17 protein-coding genes and 1 pseudogene are annotated in these 17320 nt (G+C 66.9%); 17 read left to right on the top strand and 1 reads right to left on the bottom strand.

Going from position 1 to position 17320, the window contains the following annotated elements:
* Positions 1–144 precede the first annotated feature (144 nt).
* From KVF89_RS20890 to KVF89_RS20875, 4 genes and pseudogenes are all read left to right on the top strand, one after another.
* Complete coding sequence (locus KVF89_RS20890) at positions 145–1782, top strand: hypothetical protein (RefSeq protein ID WP_257428300.1); 1638 nt, start codon at positions 145–147, stop codon at positions 1780–1782.
* 350 nt (positions 1783–2132) lie between these two features.
* Positions 2133–2678, top strand: a pseudogene (locus KVF89_RS20885) (ISL3 family transposase); the annotation flags it as partial.
* A 139-nt stretch (positions 2679–2817) separates the two neighbouring features.
* The gene (locus tag KVF89_RS20880; protein WP_257428299.1) at positions 2818–4881 is read left to right on the top strand and encodes a metallophosphoesterase family protein; all 2064 of its coding nucleotides are present in this window, start codon (positions 2818–2820) and stop codon (positions 4879–4881) included.
* 84 nt (positions 4882–4965) lie between these two features.
* Positions 4966–5865 (top strand): LysR family transcriptional regulator, encoded by a 900-nt coding sequence (locus tag KVF89_RS20875; protein ID WP_257428298.1) that lies wholly within the window; start codon positions 4966–4968, stop codon positions 5863–5865.
* A gap of 80 nt (positions 5866–5945) precedes the next feature.
* On the opposite strand, the gene KVF89_RS20870 is transcribed toward KVF89_RS20875, so the two are convergent.
* Positions 5946–6659: a GntR family transcriptional regulator gene (locus KVF89_RS20870; protein ID WP_257428296.1), complete on the bottom strand. Its 714-nt coding sequence runs from the start codon at positions 6657–6659 to the stop codon at positions 5946–5948.
* A gap of 142 nt (positions 6660–6801) precedes the next feature.
* On the opposite strand from KVF89_RS20870, the gene KVF89_RS20865 reads away from it, so the two are divergent.
* The 13 genes from KVF89_RS20865 to KVF89_RS20805 all read left to right on the top strand — a co-directional run bounded on the left by KVF89_RS20865 (position 6802) and on the right by KVF89_RS20805 (position 17286).
* The gene (locus tag KVF89_RS20865; protein WP_257428295.1) at positions 6802–8085 is read left to right on the top strand and encodes an aromatic ring-hydroxylating oxygenase subunit alpha; all 1284 of its coding nucleotides are present in this window, start codon (positions 6802–6804) and stop codon (positions 8083–8085) included.
* Positions 8086–8093: 8 nt separating this feature from the next.
* Positions 8094–8654 (top strand): aromatic-ring-hydroxylating dioxygenase subunit beta, encoded by a 561-nt coding sequence (locus KVF89_RS20860; protein ID WP_257428293.1) that lies wholly within the window; start codon positions 8094–8096, stop codon positions 8652–8654.
* 27 nt (positions 8655–8681) lie between these two features.
* Positions 8682–9542, top strand: a complete 861-nt coding sequence (locus tag KVF89_RS20855) for an alpha/beta fold hydrolase (protein ID WP_257428291.1) — start codon at positions 8682–8684, stop codon at positions 9540–9542.
* Complete coding sequence (locus KVF89_RS20850) at positions 9539–9928, top strand: bifunctional 3-phenylpropionate/cinnamic acid dioxygenase ferredoxin subunit (RefSeq protein ID WP_273475448.1); 390 nt, start codon at positions 9539–9541, stop codon at positions 9926–9928. Before KVF89_RS20855 ends, KVF89_RS20850 begins: the two co-directional genes overlap by 4 nt.
* 11 nt (positions 9929–9939) lie before the next feature.
* Complete coding sequence (locus KVF89_RS20845) at positions 9940–11145, top strand: NAD(P)/FAD-dependent oxidoreductase (protein ID WP_257428290.1); 1206 nt, start codon at positions 9940–9942, stop codon at positions 11143–11145.
* A complete protein-coding gene (locus tag KVF89_RS20840) occupies positions 11142–11951 on the top strand; it encodes an SDR family NAD(P)-dependent oxidoreductase (RefSeq protein ID WP_257428288.1) in 810 nt (269 codons plus the stop codon). The genes KVF89_RS20845 and KVF89_RS20840 overlap by 4 nt, the downstream gene beginning before the upstream one ends.
* Before the next feature lie 209 nt (positions 11952–12160).
* Positions 12161–13150, top strand: a complete 990-nt coding sequence (locus KVF89_RS20835) for an ABC transporter substrate-binding protein (protein ID WP_257428287.1) — start codon at positions 12161–12163, stop codon at positions 13148–13150.
* Between the two features lie 5 nt (positions 13151–13155).
* On the top strand, positions 13156–13974 hold the full coding sequence (locus KVF89_RS20830; RefSeq protein WP_257428285.1) for an ABC transporter permease: 819 nt from the start codon (positions 13156–13158) through the stop codon (positions 13972–13974).
* A gap of 29 nt (positions 13975–14003) precedes the next feature.
* Complete coding sequence (locus KVF89_RS20825) at positions 14004–14771, top strand: ABC transporter permease (RefSeq protein ID WP_257428283.1); 768 nt, start codon at positions 14004–14006, stop codon at positions 14769–14771.
* Between the two features lie 51 nt (positions 14772–14822).
* Positions 14823–15668, top strand: a complete 846-nt coding sequence (locus KVF89_RS20820; RefSeq protein WP_257428281.1) for an ABC transporter ATP-binding protein — start codon at positions 14823–14825, stop codon at positions 15666–15668.
* Between the two features lie 2 nt (positions 15669–15670).
* A complete protein-coding gene (locus KVF89_RS20815; RefSeq protein WP_257428279.1) occupies positions 15671–16612 on the top strand; it encodes a 3-carboxyethylcatechol 2,3-dioxygenase in 942 nt (313 codons plus the stop codon).
* A 74-nt stretch (positions 16613–16686) separates the two neighbouring features.
* On the top strand, positions 16687–16992 hold the full coding sequence (locus KVF89_RS20810) for a YidH family protein (protein ID WP_257428276.1): 306 nt from the start codon (positions 16687–16689) through the stop codon (positions 16990–16992).
* On the top strand, positions 16993–17286 hold the full coding sequence (locus KVF89_RS20805; RefSeq protein ID WP_257428275.1) for a DUF202 domain-containing protein: 294 nt from the start codon (positions 16993–16995) through the stop codon (positions 17284–17286).
* Positions 17287–17320: the final 34 nt, after the last annotated feature.

The raw sequence follows: 17320 nt of genomic DNA, 5'->3' as shown, positions 1-17320 counted from the left end.
TTCCGGGGGTAGGGCCCATCCTCGTGAGGTCGCGTGCATAACACTTGGGCCACCAACGCTTCCTAGTCGGCGCGGCCGAATCCGTGGCAGTGCGCCAGCTGGAACCGCGTGGCGGTTGGTATACCTAGGGCTCGGGAGGCCGAATTGAACAGTGCTAGCGACATCTTCCGGATGCTGCCGTCGGACTGGGGAGATGCGGCGTCTGTCGCGCTGTTGACTGACCTGACCAACAAGATCGAATCGTTTGGAGGCCAGCCGTCGGAGGACGGCATGCGTACCGCTCAGGAGATTGCCAGCAAGAGTGTTTTCCTGGTGGGCCCGTTGGCTGATGCCGCGGCCCGCTACGCCGAACGGGCCACCGACGCACTGACCGAGATCGACCCCCGAACCGTCGTGAACTTCGCGCACATCGAGGGCGCCCTTCGCCGTGTTCTCGGCAATCAGGTGATGGCCGAGCAGGGCTGGCGCCGGGAGATCTGGACGCTGTGCGTAGGGGCTTCAGGCCGCAAGCGCGGCGGACTCCAGTTGCGACACTTCATGCAGGCTACGCTGGACTACAGGATTGTTGCCCTCATTCGGGGCTGGCTCGGACACAACGGCCCGGTGTCCGCACAAGACCACGACTACCTGATCCCGCTTCGGGCCCGGTTCGCATGGGCCTCTCTGGACATAGCGCACCTTCTCGTTGCCGGCTCCGGGCTGCCCGTCGACCTAAACAACGCCCTTGAAGACCTGCATCGATACACACATGAAGCATGCAATGGTCAGGCTTGGATGGTCGGACGCCTGGGAACGATACCGCTGTCCTCGATCGGACGGGAACTCGCTTCCAATCTCTCCACTCCTCCCGGAGCTTTAGCAGGCACGTCGTACGAGCAGTTGTTGACAACCAGGCGTAGCGAGACCCACCCGTTCTCCGTCGTCGACGGCATCGTCGTACCTGCTCGACCGGAGGCCGCCCAGATGCGCATCGAGTCGGCAATCTTCGCTTACATTCGGAGGGAGACCAATCAGAACACTGCGGCCCTGGCGATGGAGTATGCGACACGAGTCGTGCTGTCTGAGGTGCCAGGAATGGATGTCCACCAGGGCCCGGTGCATATCCGTGTTGATGGGAACAATCCGGGTGAAACCGATCTGTTCGCATCGGGGCCTAGCGGCGATGTCCTTCTTGGCGAGGTCAAGTCGCATGTCACCATCGAGGGCGAGGCGACCACTGACGAAAGTTACCAGCGAGGAATCGGCCACATGGTCGCGCAACTGGAGAAGCGTCGGATCGCCTACGAGCGAGGCGAAGAGATTCACCTGATGGACGGCACGGTGCTGGAGCGCCGATTCCGGGAGCGCCCTGCGATTCTTGGTGTCACCTTGCACGAGTACTCGGGTGCGCTCTGGCGTGCCGCTGCGGCGAGTGGAACCGTGCAGGCCGCACCGCTCCTGACCCCGGTTCTTGCCGTCGTCGACCTCCAGATCGTCGTTGCCGCCATGACCGATGCCCGTGACTTCTTCACCTACCTCGACCTTAGGCGCCGGTTGTTTCGCCAGGGAATGGCGCATGCCTGCGATGAGCTGGACATACTGTGTTGGTATCTTCGGGGCGGGGCAATCGCATGCTCGGAGGACCTCGATCGCGCCGAGGGTCGCCATGCGATCCTTATGTCCGCGAAGGACGTCCCGATTCCTGAGCAGGTCGGACCAGCGCCAGACAGTTCAGTCGAGTGGCGGGCAAGACTCCTCGCGCTCCCTCATGTCGACGGCTGGCCGCACGGCGCAGGTGCGTAAAAGCCCTGGGACTAGGCGCAATACCGTTCAGTTAGCGATGCTGGACATGGGTGGTTGTGGTGTTGCCGGGTTGGGGCCAGGTGGCGTGAGCGGCGCGTTTGACGTGCCACTTGGTGTACTCCCTCTTCACGACCCGCGGCGCTGCGCGTCGTCGTCGCACTGGGTTGAGTCGTCGCAGCGGCCGGCGCAGGAAGTCCAGCCAGCCGGGACTGTCCCGGTCGTGCTGGTCAGGGGGAAAGTGGCTCTTCGCAGTTTAGGGTGTAGCGAGCGCTGGCGTGGCGGTCCCGGGATAGAGGTCGAGGTCTCCCGAGGATGGAAGTTCTGACGCTCACCATCCGGAAGACCTCGACGTGCCCGACGCCACCGTCGGCGGACGCCCGAGCGCGTTCGCCCACCCCGATCTGGCCTCGTTCTGCCGTCTCGACGAGCTTGGCCTCGTTGTCACTGGCCAGCGCCTCGAACCCGACCGCGCGGTCCTTGCCTGCCGCGTCGTTGACGCCGATGCCTCGGACCGTTGGTGCCGCCGGTGTGGTTGCGAGGGGGTCCCGCGCGACACCGTCACCCGCCAGTTGGCCCACGAGCCGTTCGGGTGGCGACCCACCACGCTGGTGCTCTCGATCCGCCGCTACCGCTGCGATGAGTGCGGGCACGTGTGGCGTCAAGACACCAGCCGTGCCGCCGAGCCTCGGGCGAAGCTCTCGCGTCGGGGGCTGCGGTGGGCCCTCGAGGCCATCGTGGTGCAGCATCTCACCGTCGCCCGCGTCGCCGAGGCCCTCGGGGTCGGGTGGAGCACCGCCAACGACGCCGTCCTGGCCGAAGGGAAGCGGGTCCTGATCGATGACCCGAACCGCTTCGACGGCGTCGTGGTAGTCGGGGTCGACGAGCGGCCGGGCAGGCCATGCGATCTCCTAATGACGGCCAATAGGAGATCGCTGTTGTGCGCCGCCGTTGGCCGGCTGAACAATGAGTTTCGCGGGTCTGCCGGCTCGGACGCGTGCACGCTGCACACGGCATCAATGATTATGGAGGCGAAGAATGCCAATTTCTGAAGACGACCGAACCGCCGGGGCGCGCGTCGACCCCGACGAACTGTGGACTTTCGCTGTCGTGGCCGATACTCACATCAACGCGAGCGGTCGGGCCACGAACTCTCCTTGGAAGGCGAATGCGCAGGCCAATGGCCGCGCGCGTGCGGTGCTTGCCGAGATTGAAAGGTCGAAGCCGGACTTCGTCCTTCACTTGGGCGACATCGTGCATCCGGTGCCGTCACATGCTGACTACGACGCTGCTGTCACGACATTTCAGACCATGGTCGATTCGATGAGCATGCCGGTTCACTTGGTGCCCGGCAACCACGACGTCGGCGACAAGCCGATGGCGTGGACGCCGGCCGAGATCGTGAATCCCGAGAATGTGGAGCGCTACGAGCAGAAGCTGGGACCCAGCTACTATCATTTCGACCACCGGGGGTGCCGCTTCGTCGCAGTGAACGCGCAGCTCTTCAACTCCGGATTTGATATCGAGCACGATCAATGGCTGTGGCTCGACCGCGTCCTCGCCGAGGCCAAGGAAATGCGCCGGTTCGTGTTCCTCCACTATCCGCCGTTTATCCTCCACGCGGACGAGCCCGGCAACTACGACAATCTTGACGAGCCCGGCCGGTCGCGGTTCCTCGACCTCGTCGTCCACCACGACGTCGAGGCCATCTTCGCGGGTCACGTGCACAACTTCTTCTTCACCCGCTACGAGAACACCGACATCTATTGCGCTCCGGCCACGTCGTTCGTTCGCAACGACTACCACGAGTTCGGCCGGGCGTCGCTGCCGATCGAGACCGAGTCCGGCCGCAACGACGTTGCCAAGCTGGGCCACTTCGTGATCGAGATGGGTCCCGAGGGTCACGTCCCTCTCATCCACCGCAGCTACGGACAGGTCGACGCGGAGCTCCTGGCGATCGACGTCGGTGCCAGCGGTCCGTCGTGGCGGCTCAACGCGCCTTGCGCCGTCGACCTGCGCCACGCCTGGGCGGAGGAGATCGAGATCCCGTACACCGGCGGTGTGGACGAGTTCGCCCGCAAGCGCGCGCGCAATGACTACCCGCTGCTCGCTCTGTGGGAGTTGGGCATCGGCGTATGTCGCCTGCCACTCCACGACTTGACCGACGAGCGGACTCGCGCCCGTCTCGAGGTGCTGCACTCCAAGGGATACCGCTTCGTGCCCTTCGTGCTCGGAGCGCCCACGCGGAAGCAGACGACTCAACTGGTCCAACTCGCCCCCCTCGTCGAGGCGCTCGAAGTGGTCCTGCCCGGAGCCGAGGATCCGGCGACGGTGACGTTGCCCGAGGAACTGGCTGCCGCCGGGATCGAGATCGCCTTCTCCCGCATGCTGGGGCACGGCGACGTCGCGACGGGCACCGGCGTCTACAGCCATGCGATCAACCACGGATACCTCGTCGATGACCTCACCGAGAAGAGCGTGGAGGAACTCGCCGAGGCGGGGGTCCGCCGTCTGGTCGTCCGGCTGGGCAAGGCACAGGACCCGCTCACCACGATCGCGAGGCTGGAGGCACTCCTGGCCCCTCACGGCATCCGGGCGCACGTGCAGGTCCGTATGGCCGGCGAGGTGCCGACGGGCGACGAGATCGATCCGGATGCCGCGCAGGTGCGGGTGATCCGGGCGTTGCTCGCCGGGATGGCCTATCCGGAGCACCTCGTCGTGTTGGACAACCTCGCGCAGCACGATCGGGGCTATTTCCGCCGTCCAGGGATGCTCGACCGGAACAACAACCCCACCGATCTCGGCAATATCGTGCGGTCCCTCTCCCGGGTCTTCGCCGACGAGCAGGACGTCCGCATCGAGGAGGGCGAGGCATCGACCCTCGTGGTGTCGCAGAGTTCGCGATACCGCGTGGTGTACCCGTCGGCGCCCCTTTCGTTCGATGACGTCCTGCGTTCCCACCCCGATACCGACGGCGCCGTGGCGCGGGCAGTCGTCCACTTGGCGGCCGGACAGTATCTGCTCGACGACGACCCGTCGCTCGACCGGACGGCACGTCTGACGGACGGACCTGTCCTGCTGGTCTATCCCGTCAACGCGTGAACGCTTCCTGAGCATCGACGCGTGCGTTGGTAGTCTGCTTCAGCGCTGGAGAATGTCGGTCTCCGGCGCTGAAGCGGAAGGCTCATGGACAGACGCCACCTGGAGTACCTGATCTCTGTCGTCGAGCACGGTAGCTTCACAGCGGGGGCGGCCGCCCTCCATGTCACTCAGGGCGCGTTGTCCCAGGCGATCGCCCAGCTCGAGCGAGAGCTCGAGGTTCCCTTGTTCTCGCGCGGTGCCGGACGCACGTCACTCACCCCGGCCGGCGAGGCGGTGCTGGCGCCGGCCCGGCTGGCTCTGCGCGGCTTCGATGCCGTCCGTGCCGCTGCGTCGGCCACGTCGGGCCCCACGGTCGGCCAGGTCGACCTCGCGACGCTGCCCACTTTGGCCGACTGGCCGGCGAGCCAGTGGGTTGCGGCATTCCGACAGCGATTCCCCCACGCATCCGTCCGTCTCCGGGGTCCCGCCGTTCTGCGGACGGCCGAGCTCGGCGAGATGGTCTACCGCGGCGTGTGTGAGATCGGGCTGACCGAGGCGGGGGTCTCGACGTCAGGCTTGATCGAAGAGCATCTGGTGAGCCACGACTACGTCGCCCTTCTGCCGCCCGAGCACGAGGACTGGCACGGACTGACGATTCCGACCGACAAGCTGCTGGATATCGGGCTGATCGTTGGACGATGGTGGGAAACCTCTCGGCCGTACCTCGCACTCCGTGAGGCACGACCGGGACAGGTCGACCAGTCCGTCGCGGTGCGGACCGACCACCACTCCGCCTACCTGCCCCTCGTCGTCGCCGGCGCCGGGGCCGCCGTGCTGCCTCGGTACGCCGCGGCGCTGGCTCGCGCTGCGGGAGTGGCCATCGGCGAGCTCGAGATGGACACCCGACGGGACCTGGCGATCATCCGCAGGCACGAGGCGCTCTCACCCATCGCCCAGCACTTCTATGACTGTGCCTACGACCTGTTCCCTGGTCTGCGCGGGTGAGTGCGGCGGTAGGAGGAGGTCGTCAGCCCGCCGACGCGGCGGCCGACCTGGCGCGGTGCGACAGGTGACGACGAACGCGTTCAGCGGGTGGAGGCGGCCTCGCCTGATGCGGCACCGACCGCGGCCCGCGAGCTGATCTGCTCACGCAACGTCTTCCGCATCCGGGCGATGTGATGGCGAGCAGCCGCCTCGGCGGCCTCAGCGTCCCCGGCGACGATCGCTGCCGCGATCTTCTCGTGCTCGGAGAGTGGGAGGTGACCGGGTCCGGTCCGAAGACTCAACGTGCGGATGGCGAGCTGCACGATTCCCCTGATGCTGTCGAGCACCTCGCAGAGCAGCTGGTTGCCGGCCACCTCGCGGAGCAGCTCGTGGAACGCCACGTCCAGAGCGACGTGTCGCTCCAGGTCGCCGACCTCGACGGCCTCACGGTGGTCGGCCATCAGCGCTTTCAGCCGCTCGAGGAAGGCCGGATCGCGTACTTCGGCAGCACGGCGTGCCGCGAGCCCTTCCAGCACCTCGCGGACGTCATAGATGGGGATGAGGTCGTCCGCATCGAGCTCGACGACGTAACAGCCGCGGCGTGGCTGCTCATAGGCGAGACGTTCGGCCGTGAGGCGTTGCACGGCTTCGCGGACCGGGCTTCGACTCACGTTGAGCTCCTGGGCGAGCACGGGGACGGAGAGCTTGGCGCCGGGCGGGAGGTCTCCGTTGAGGATGGCGCTCCTGAGCTTGTGAAAGACGGAGTCCGTGATTCGTTCCTGGTGCGCAAGCGGGGTCAGGGGGGTCGGCGTCATCGTTGGCTCCTGCTCAGCAACTCATCGCGGCCGGTTCGTGGTGCCGGACACTTTACATGCAGCGCTGCTAGAGTGCATATTACATGTAGCGGTCGTGGCCGAGCAGCGGCGCCGACCCCGCATCCGAGACTGTAGGAGCTTGATGACGATGTTGACGTCTGAACGCCTCGCTGCCTTGGCGGACCCCGATACCGGAGACGTCTCCGCGGCCATCTACACCGATGAAGAGGTCTACCGGCGTGAGTTGGACGCCATCTTCCGCACGTCATGGTTGTTCCTCGGGCACGAGTCGCAACTGCGCAAGGCGGGGGACTTCTTCACCTCTTACATGGCCGAGGATTCGGTCGTGGTCACCCGCAATCGGACGGGCGGGATCTCCGCCTTCCTGAACGTTTGCCGGCACCGTGGCATGAAGATCTGCAGGGCCGAACTCGGCAACGCACGCGCCTTCCAGTGCACCTACCACGGCTGGAGTTACGGACTGGAAGGCGACTTGAAGGCGGTCCCGAACCAGGAGGCGTACGGTCCGGACTTCGCACTTGAAGACTGGGCGGCGATCCCTGTTCCCCGGGTCGAATCCTATAAAGGGATGATCTTCGCAACGTGGAACACGGACGCCGTCGACCTCATCGACTATCTCGGTGAGTCGGCGTACTACCTCGACGGCGTCATCGATCGATTGCCCGGTGGCAGCGAGGTGTTCGGTGGAATCCACAAGTGGGTCATCGATTGCAACTGGAAGATGCCTGCTGAGCAGTTCGCGAGCGACATGTACCACGCCGCCACGAGCCACGTCTCTGCGATCGCGGTCAACTTGCCCGAGGATTTCGATCCGCTCAAGCATGGCCTGGACCAGCGCGACGGGGTGCAGTACTGGAGCGATGAGGGCCACGGCGGTGGGTACTTTCTCGCCGACAAGCCCAATCCCGCGATCTGGCTGCATCCGCGGGCGAAAGAGTGGCTCATCTCGACGTACGAGGAGGCCGAAGCCCGACTGGGTGCTCATCGGGCTGCACACGTCAGCGGCCACAACACCATCTTCCCCAACTTCTCCTGGCTGGCAGGCACGAACACGATCCGGGTCTGGCACCCTCGTGGCGCAGGCAAGATCGAGGTGTGGGCGTGGACCATCGTGGACAGCGGTGCCCCCGCAGATGTGAAGAACGCATTCCGTAAAGGCTCGCTTCGAGCCTTCGGCCCCTCGGGCCTGTTGGAGCAGGACGACGGTGAGAACTGGGTGGAGATCCAGAAGACTATGCAGGGCAGCGTCTCCCGGGACACGACGCTCTGCTACCGGATGGCACTCGACGCGCCCATTCGTCGCTCCGAGCATTCCGGGGCACATGAAGGTCCTCTCTTCTCCGACACGGCGGCGCGCAACTTCTACCGACGATGGTCCGCACTCATGGGCTCGGGGTTGGCATGAGTACCCCGGTGGAGAACCCCGACGAGGCCTTCGTCGCGGATCCTGTCGCATGGCCGCTGCTGGATCCCAGCGCGCACGCTCGCCTGCAGCAGTTCTATGCGCTGGAGGCCCACCTGCTCGACGAAAGGCGATTTCGCGACTGGCTGCGGCTCTTCGCCGATGACCTCCACTATTGGATGCCGATTCGTCGCGTCCTTCCGCCACGACAGCGAGAACTGGAGTTCACCGGACCCGATGAGCTCGCCCAGTTCGACGAGAACCTGGCGGAGTTGACCCAACGCGTCGAGAAGATCGAGACGGGCAAGGCGTGGGCGGAAGAGCCACCGTCGCGGACACGCCACCTGGTCACCAACGTGATGGCGCGCGAGGAGTCGGAGGGTTGGTCGGTGCGCACGGCCTTCATCGCCTACCAGAGCCGCTCCGAGCGCGACTCCCACGCGTTCGTCGGTGAGCGGCGGGACCAGCTGATCCGCGCCGAGGGCGCACCCTGCGGTCTGCTCGTCCGTCGCCGGGAGATCCGCCTCGATCACGCGACCCTCGTCGCCCCCAGCCTCAGCATCTTCTTCTAGCCAGCCCGCACACGGACGGAGTCCCGCATGACCAACACGCTCGAAGAACTGACGTTCGAGTCGACCTCGCGCACGGTGATCGTCGATGGGCACCGGATGCACTACAACGAGGCAGGGATCGGGACGCCGATCGTGCTTCTGCACGGCGGCGGACCCGGCGCGTCCGGCTGGAGCAACTTCCACCAGAACCTGTCACGACTGGCGAAGACGTACCGGGTGCTGCTGGTCGACCAGCCGGGCTACGGCAACAGCACGAAGACACCGCCGGTCGATGAATGTCGCTCGGAGATGGCGATGCGCCTGCTGGTCGGACTGCTCGACGAGCTGAACATCGATCGCACCCACCTCCTCGGCAACTCGTTCGGGGGCCGCACGGCCATCCAGACGGCGCTGCGCCACCCGGACCGCGTCGACAACCTGGTCCTCATGGGTCCGGCCGGCGGCAGTCTCAACATCTTCGCTCCCGAGCCGACGGAGGGAATGAAGCACCTCCACGGCTTCTTCGCCGAGCCGGGGCCCTCGATGGAGAAGATGCAGTCGCTGGTGGACACGTTCCTCTACGACAGGTCACTGAGTACGCCTGAGCTCGTGCGATCCCGCTACGAAGCCGCGGTGCATCCTGATACCCGTGCCTTCTACACCAAGTTCCTGTCCACTCCGGACGCTCGTGAGCCGGAGCTGTGGCGCGACCTCGGCCGCATCCCGCACCGCACGCTTCTGATGTGGGGGCGCGATGACCGGACCAATCCCTACGAGGGTGGGCTGTTCATGCTCAAGCGGATGCCCAACGCCCAGCTGCACGTCTTCCCTCAGTGCGGACATTGGGTCCAGTTCGAGCAAGCGCAGGAGTTCGAGCGGGTGCTCGGCGCCTTCTTGGAGACGACGTGAGCAGCGGGCAGGCGGAGCAGACCGTGACGGTTCGACAGGACGATGAGCAGCACGAGTCGCTGACCTGGGTCGTCGCTTGCGCTGTGGCAGACCTCCCGGACGGCGAGATGACCGCGATCAACACCGAACCCCCGGTGGCGGTCTACAACGTCGACGGTGAGTTCTTCTCGACCGCCGACACGTGCACGCACATGAAGTCGAGTCTCACCGAGGGCTACCTCGACGGCGACCAGGTCGAGTGTGCGTTGCACATGGCGACCTTCTGCGTTCGCGACGGCCGGGCTACGGCGCTGCCGGCGACCGTGCCTCTCCGGACGTTCGAGGTCAAGATCGAGGACAACACACTGAAAGTGCGCCTGCCGGCCTCCTGGGTCGAGTTGGCATGAGTGGCGCCAGCGTGGCCATCGTCGGTGCCAGCACCGCCGGTGCTGCGGCGGCCTATGCCTTGCGCGCAGAGGGGCACGAAGGACCGGTGGTGCTGATCGGCGCCGAGCAGACCGCGCCCTACGAGCGTCCGCCTCTGTCCAAGGACGTCCTCACGAGCGCCGATGATCCGCAACCCCTCTGGCTGTTGACCCCCGACACCTACGTCAGCACGAACATCGAGCTGCGACTGGGGGCGGCGGTCACGTCGCTCGAGACCGACGGCAGTCGGTTCCGTCTCGCCTTGGCCGATGGCGCGAGGCTCTCGGCCGACACCGTGGTGCTCGCGACCGGAGGGCGGGCGCGACGTCTCGACGTCCTGCCGGCGGATCCGCGGATCCACGTGCTGCGGACCTGGGCCGACGCTCAGGCACTCCGCACCCAGCTACGCGCGGCGGATCGCGCGCTGGTGCTGGGCTCGGGGCTGATCGGTGCAGAGTGCGCTGCCTCGGCGTCGTCGCAGGGGGTGGAGGTCGAGGTGATCGAAGCCCAGCATGTGCCCTTCCCGTCGCTGCCCTCCCACGAGGTGCGCGGGGCCCTGCTCCGAACCTTCGCCCAGCATGGTGTCACGTTTCGGACCGGGGTGACGGTGACCGGATGCCAGGCGGGGAGCGACGGGCTGATCGTCAGTCTCTCTGACGGGAACGTGATCGAGACGGACCTGATCGTCATCGGTATCGGTGTGGAGCCAATGACCGGACTGGCGGATCAGCTGGGCGCCGAGACGCAGCGAGGGGTCCTTGTCGACGACCGGATGCGTACTTCCGTGCCCGGCTTGTTCGCCGCGGGTGACGTCGCCACCCGCCGCATCGGCGACAGGTTGGTGAGGCACGAGCACTTTGCTTCCGCGCAGGCGCAGGGCGCGGCCGTCGCCCGTTCCGTCGTCGGGCTCGACCCGGTGGCGCCACCTGCTGCGTGGGCCTGGTCCGACCAGTTCACCCACCGGCTCGACGTGGTGGGCGACCCTCAGGGGGGCACGGAGCGCCGGCTGCGTCGCGGCGACGACGGTTCCCTGGTCGAGTTCTCGTTGGCGGGGTCCCGTCTGGTGGGTGTCACGGCGTTGGACGCGCACCGGACGGTGCGTGACGCCAGGCGGCTGATCGGCGGCGTGCTGCGCGCGCCGGCCGAGGGTCTCGAAGGAAATGACGTGCCGTTGAAGCAATTGGTGAGCACCCCATGAGCAGCGTCCTCATCACGGGAGGCGCGTCCGGCCTGGGTGCCGCGTTGGTCCACCGATTCGTCCGCGAGGGCTGGTCGGTCGGCGTTCTCGACCGGCGACCCGAGCTCCCCGATGATCTGGCGCGACTCGAGCGTCGAGGTGTGCTCGCCTTCGAGAGTGGCGATGCTGCCGATCATTCCGCCTATGACCGCTTGGTGTCCGAGATGTCGGCCAGATTCGGGTCGATCGACGCATTGATCGCGAACGCGGCGGTATGGGACTACTCCCGTGCCCTGCTCGACATGACTCCCGAGGAGCTCGACGCCGGTTTCGACCAGCTCTTCGCCGTCAACGTGAAGGGCTACCTCGTCGCCGCGCACGCCCTCGCCCCGGCGCTGGCGGAGTCCGGGGGCGCGATGGTGCTCACCCTCTCCAACGCTGCGCTCTATCCGGGCGGTGGGGGACCGCTGTACGTCGCCTCCAAGCACGCCGGCGTGGGCATCGTGCGCCAGCTGGCGTACGAACTGGCTCCCCAGGTGCGGGTGAACGCCGTGGCACCCGCCGGGATGGCCACCGCTCTGAGCGGGCCGCCCGGACTGGGGCAGGGGGAGCAACGATTCGACGAGGTCTGGGATGGGGCCGCCTTCGCTGCCCGGGTCCCGCTCGGGTTCGTGCCCGAGGTCGCCGACTACGTCGAGGCGTTCATCTACCTCGCCGACCGTGAGAAGTCCCGCGCCGTCACTGGAATCGTGCTTCCCGTCGAGCTCGGCCTGGGCGTTCGCGGCATCCGCAACGTCGCCGGTGGCGTCAGGCGCGACCGCAACTGAAAGGCCGCGCGCCCTGGGCTGCTCGCCGTCGGAGGGGGCCGCCTGCGGCCGCCGGTGGGGTCCGGGACCGGACCCACGGTGGTCCCGTGGCGGTGAGGAGCGCCCGGGGTCATGCCGCCGGCACGACCCCCTTGTCAGGACAGTTTACATGTAGCATGATCCATGCTGGACTGTTGTTGAAGTCACACCACTGACCCTGAGGAGTCGCAGTGACGATCAAGTTCATGCAGGGTGAGCGCATCCGTCGGGCGCTCGCGGCCGCCGCCGGCGCCGCACTCGTGACCACGCTGGCCGCTTGCGGTGGTGCCAGCGACGAGCCGGGCGCGGAGGGCGTCGAAGAGATCAGCGTGACCGTGCAGCCGGCGTCCTTCAGCGCCCCCGTCTTTCTCGCGATCCAGAAGGGTTGGTTCGAGGAAGCAGGCCTCTCGGTGGAGGTCAAGACCCTGCCCAACGCCGGCGCCCAGATGCCGCTGATCGCTTCCGGCGATGCCCAGTTCGCCGTCGCGGCCATCGTGCCCATTGTGGTCGCGGCCTCGCAGGGCCTCCCCGTCAAGATGGTCGCACCCGCAAGCCTCTACGGGAGCAGTCAGGAGACGGCCGCCGTGGCCATCATCGTCCCCGGCGACAGTGACGCGGACAGTGCTGCCGACCTCGAGGGCGAGAACGTCGCCGTCATCGGTCTCAAGGCCGCACCTGAGCAACTGCTGCGCAATGCCGTGGAAGAGGACGGAGGTGACCCTGACGGCGTCAAGATGGTGCAGATGGATTACCCGACCGGCTTCAGCGCGCTGGCGAAGGGGGATGTCGCCGGGATGATCATCACTGAGCCGTTCGTCGCGCAAGCGGAGGCTCAGGGCTACAAGGTCATCTCCTACCCCGAACTGGACACGTCGCCTGGCGGACTGTTCGCGGCGTGGTTCTCGAACGCCAAATTCCTGAGCGAGAGCCCGGACGCCGCACGACGGTTCATCGAGATCATCAATAGGGCGAACGAGTACGCGACTCAGAACCCTGATGAGGTCAACGACATCGTCGCCGAGCAGATGAAGATCGATGACCAGGCCAAGGCTGCGCTTCCCGACACCACTTTCGCTACCGAGTTCGACGAAGGCTCACTCAGCGCAACGGTCGGCGATGTCGAGAAGTTCGGCTGGGCACGTGGCACGCCGTCAGTGGACGACCTGGTGTGGACTGAATGATGTCCGTGACCGTCCAGGCTCTGCGGGGCGTACGCACCCGAACCGCAGGGGCAGGGAGGTGCAGCAACCTCGCCCCGCAGCTCGCGCTCGTCGTGCTTCTGCTCGCGTCCTGGGACCTGCTCGTGCGCACCGGTGTCTTGCCCGCCTCGGGCGCCGTGAGGCTGAGTGGAATCGCCGGCGCGCTGGGTGACGTCGTCTTCACCGCGGCCTTGTGGACGGCCGTCGGGGATTCGCTGACCAGTTGGTTGGTCGGGCTGGCGGTCTGCGTCCTGGTCGGGGTGCCCCTCGGCGCCCTGCTCGGCTGGCGGGACGGCGTCTACCGTTCGGTCCGGCTGGTTCTGGAGTTCGTACGCGCGACACCGCCGGTGGTGTTGATCCCCTTCGTTCTTCTCTTCTTCGGTCCGTCGCAGGAGATGAAGATCTTCCTCGTCGTACTCGGAGGGGTGTGGCCCATCCTCATCCAGTCCATGTACGGCGTGCACGATCTCGAGGGAACGCTGGTCCACACAGCACGTGCGTACCGGATCCGTGGTCCCCGGTTCTTCGCGTCCGTGCTGATGCCGACCGTCTTGCCCTACCTACTGACCGGCGCGCGGGTGTCGGCCGTCCTGGGTCTGTTGCTGACCATCGGTTCGGAAATGGTGACCTCGGCACCGGGGCTGGGCCGCGCCATCTTCGACGCCCAGACCAGCAACGACCTGGCCGGCATGTATGCCCTCGTGGTCGTCGCGGGAGTGATCGGCCTGCTGGTCAACACCGTGTTCACCGTCATCGAGAGGAAGGTCTTGTCGTGGCACCCCTCGCAGCGCCCGGTCACGTCCTGACATGGCGAGCCTTCGGCCGATTGCCTCGCTTGGCCCTGACCGTCGCCCGCGAACTGTGGTTCGCGGTGGTGGTGCTGGCGCTGTGGTGGGTCCTCTCGAGCGGTAGCACGTCGTTCTACTTTCCTCCGCTATCGGAGATCTGGGCGCGATTCCAAGAGCTCTGGCTGTTCGATCGAGTGCCGACGGACGTATGGCCGAGCCTGCGGAACTTCGGGCTGGCCATCGTGCTCTCGTGCGCTGTCGGAATCCCGCTGGGTGTCGTGCTCGGCTCGCTGAGACGGGTCCGGGAGATCGTGTCCCCGGTTCTCGGCTTTGGCTGGGCCCTGCCGAAGCTGGCGTTGCTGCCCGCGTTCATCGCCGTCGCGGGCATCGGAGACGGGATGAGGGTGTCCTTCATCCTGGCGGGGGCGGTGTGGCCGATCTTGCTCGGAGCTCAGGACGGGGTGCGCGCTGTCGACCCGGGCCTTCGCGACATGGCTCGTTCCTACCGGTTCGGTCGTGGCACCCTGCTCTTCCGGGTGCTTCTGCCCGCCGCGGCACCGCAGATCTTCGCCGGCATCCGCACCTCCTTGGCCATCGGCTTGGTACTGATGATCGTTGGGGAGATGCTGGTGGCATCGAGTGGACTCGGATTCTTCGTGCTCCAGTCGCAACAGAGCTACGCACTCGTCGACATGTGGGCGGGCGCCTTGCTGATCGGGATGCTCGGCTATCTCATCACCCTGCTCTTCACCGTGCTCGAGCGTTTCGTGCTGCGTTGGCACTTCGCGCGTCGGGCGATGCACGCCGCGGGCTGACCCGATGAAGAACGCCTCCCTCCCGACCCCGACAACCCACAGGTGGCCTCAATGACCAGCATCAAGGGCGACGCCGTCGCCGGGGCGACGCGCCCCAGCCTCGACACGGTGATGGCAGCGGATCACGTTGCCTTCTCCTACTCCTCCGCGGCCGGTGCGCATCCGGTGCTGGGTGACATCTCCTTCACGATCGCCCGCGGCGAGTTCGTCTCCCTGGTCGGGCCGTCGGGGATCGGCAAGACCACCTTGCTGCGGGTGCTGAGCGGGCTGATGCAGCCCACCGCCGGGGAGGTGCGTCTCGACGGTGAACGGGTCACCGAGCCTCCTCGACAACTGGCCCTCGTGCTTCAGGACTACAGCCGCAGCCTCCTGCCGTGGATGTCCATCGAGCGGAACGTGGCGCTGCCCCTGAGGTCGGCCAAGGTCGCTCGGACCGAGGTGCGGAGCCGGACCGCGGCCGCTCTGGACGCGGTTGGTCTGGCTGGGGACAGCGAGAAGTACCCGTGGCAGCTGTCCGGCGGCATGCAGCAGCGGGTGGCGATAGCCCGGGCGCTCGCCTATCAACCTGAAGTCCTCGTGATGGACGAGCCGTTCGCCTCGGTCGACGCCCAGACCCGCTTCGACCTTGAGGATCTCGTGCTGCGCCTGCGTCGCGAGTTCGGCATGACGGTGCTGCTCGTCACCCACGACATCGATGAAGCCGTCTACCTGTCTGACCGCATCGTCGTGCTGGCAGGGAAGCCGGCCCAGGTCGCTGATTGTCTCGATGTGCCGCTGGGGCCGATACGCGATCAGATCGCCACCAAGGCGCTCCCCGAGTACGCCGCTCTGCGCGGCAGAGTGCTGTCCGAGATCCGAGCGGCGTCGGCCGCCAGGACCGACAAGAAGGTGGGCTGACCGTGTCCGTCGCTCTTTGCTGCATGTCGCACAGTCCGCTGCTGGAGTTCGCCTCCTTGCCTGAGGGTGTCGAGGAGGCAGTGCACGAGTCCTTCGCGCGTGCCAGAGCGTTCGTCGAGGACGTCGACCCGGACCTGGTGGTGCTGTTCGCGCCGGACCACTACAACGGGTTCTTCTACAAGCTGATGCCGCCCTTCGCGATCGGCTTGGCGGCCTCCTCAGTGGGCGACTTCGGCTCGACGTCCGGGGATCTGGACGTGCCGGCCGACCTGGCAAGGGACCTGGCGCAGTCGGTGCTCGACGATGGAATCGACCTCTCGACGTCGCTGCGCATGGAGGTTGACCACGGCGCGGTGCAGCCCCTGGAGGTGCTGTGGGGCGGGATCGCGGCCCGCCCGGTCATTCCCTTCTTCATCAACTCCGTTGCCCCGCCCTTCACGCCGATGAGCCGGGTCAGGCTGCTCGGTGAGGCGGTGGGACGCTGGGCGAGCCGTCTCGACAAGCGGGTCCTCCTGCTGGGCTCGGGCGGGCTCTCGCACGATCCGCCGGCACCCCAGCTCGGCGCCGCCGCGGACGCGGTCCGGGAGCGGATGATCGCCGGCGGTGCGCGCCCAGCCGAGGGTGAGCGGGCCCGGGGCGAGTGGCTGGCGCAGGTGGGCAGGGAGTTCGCCGACGGCACCGCCACGGCGATGCAGCCGCTCAATGCCGCGTGGGACAACCGGTTCCTCGATCACCTCGAGCGAGGGGAGACCGCTGCCATCGACAGCTGGTCTCCCGACGACATCACCGCTCAGGGGGGTCATTCGGCGCACGAGGTACGCACCTGGTTGTCGGCGTACGCAGCACTGTCCGCCGCCGGCCCGTATGAGATGCAGTACCGGTTCTACCGGGAGATCCCCGAACTGATCGCCGGGTTCTCCGTCACCACCGCTCGTCCTCGGTGATGGCGGCGCCATCGCTCCAGCGTCTGACAGGCAGATTCAGCACCTGGGTGTACGAGGGCACCGAGGAACCCGACGTGCGATTCACGTTGGCGAACGAGCGCACCTTCTTGGCGTGGATCCGCACTGCTCTCGGCTGTCTGGCGCTAGCGGTGGCCGCCGACGCGTTGGAGTTCGGTGACCATCCCGCGTTCCGGGGCGCGGTCGCCGCCGCACTGGCACTGCTCGCCGCGGCTGTGTGTGTGCACGGTTGGTGGAGCTGGGTCCGCACGGAGCGTGCGATCAGGCTCGGCGAGCCCCTGCCCCGGCACCGAGCTCCGGTCACGATCCTGCTCGGTGTGTCGGGGCTCGCGCTCGTCGTCGCGCTCACGGCGCTGTTGTAGATGCACCCCGACGCCGGGTTGCAGCCCGAACGAACCCGGCTCTCCTGGACCCGCACCCGGCTCGCCATCGCGGCGGCCGCCCTGGTCGTAGGCCGACACCTCCTGGTGGGCGGCGGTCTCACTGTCGCCGCCGTCGTGGTGCTGGGTGGCCTCGCCCTGGTCGCCCTCGCCAGCGGTCGGGAGCGGCGTGGGTTGACGGGTTCCCGCACCGCGCTGGGGCGCATCACCGTCTGCGCAGCCGCTGTGGTGGCAGTCTGCTGTGCCGAGGTGCTGTGGGTCGTCACCGCCGGATGATGGCGAGGACGTGAGCCCCGGGAGGGTGACGGCC

Source organism: Nocardioides carbamazepini (assembly GCF_024614185.1).
Classification (GTDB): Bacteria; Actinomycetota; Actinomycetes; order Propionibacteriales; family Nocardioidaceae; genus Nocardioides; species Nocardioides carbamazepini.
Note: the sequence above shows the minus strand (reverse complement) of the source record. Positions and strands in the feature narration are given on the sequence as shown.

Bases quoted from the DNA above. Each gene is read 5' to 3' on its own strand.
- KVF89_RS20870 (WP_257428296.1), bottom strand. From the start codon at position 6,659: ATGACGCCGACCCCCCTGACCCCGCTTGCGCACCAGGAACGAATCACG.
- KVF89_RS20875 (WP_257428298.1), top strand. From the start codon at position 4,966: ATGGACAGACGCCACCTGGAGTACCTGATCTCTGTCGTCGAGCACGGT.
- KVF89_RS20865 (WP_257428295.1), top strand. From the start codon at position 6,802: ATGACGATGTTGACGTCTGAACGCCTCGCTGCCTTGGCGGACCCCGAT.
- KVF89_RS20805 (WP_257428275.1), top strand. From the start codon at position 16,993: ATGCACCCCGACGCCGGGTTGCAGCCCGAACGAACCCGGCTCTCCTGG.
- KVF89_RS20880 (WP_257428299.1), top strand. From the start codon at position 2,818: ATGCCAATTTCTGAAGACGACCGAACCGCCGGGGCGCGCGTCGACCCC.
- KVF89_RS20855 (WP_257428291.1), top strand. From the start codon at position 8,682: ATGACCAACACGCTCGAAGAACTGACGTTCGAGTCGACCTCGCGCACG.
- KVF89_RS20840 (WP_257428288.1), top strand. From the start codon at position 11,142: ATGAGCAGCGTCCTCATCACGGGAGGCGCGTCCGGCCTGGGTGCCGCG.
- KVF89_RS20820 (WP_257428281.1), top strand. From the start codon at position 14,823: ATGACCAGCATCAAGGGCGACGCCGTCGCCGGGGCGACGCGCCCCAGC.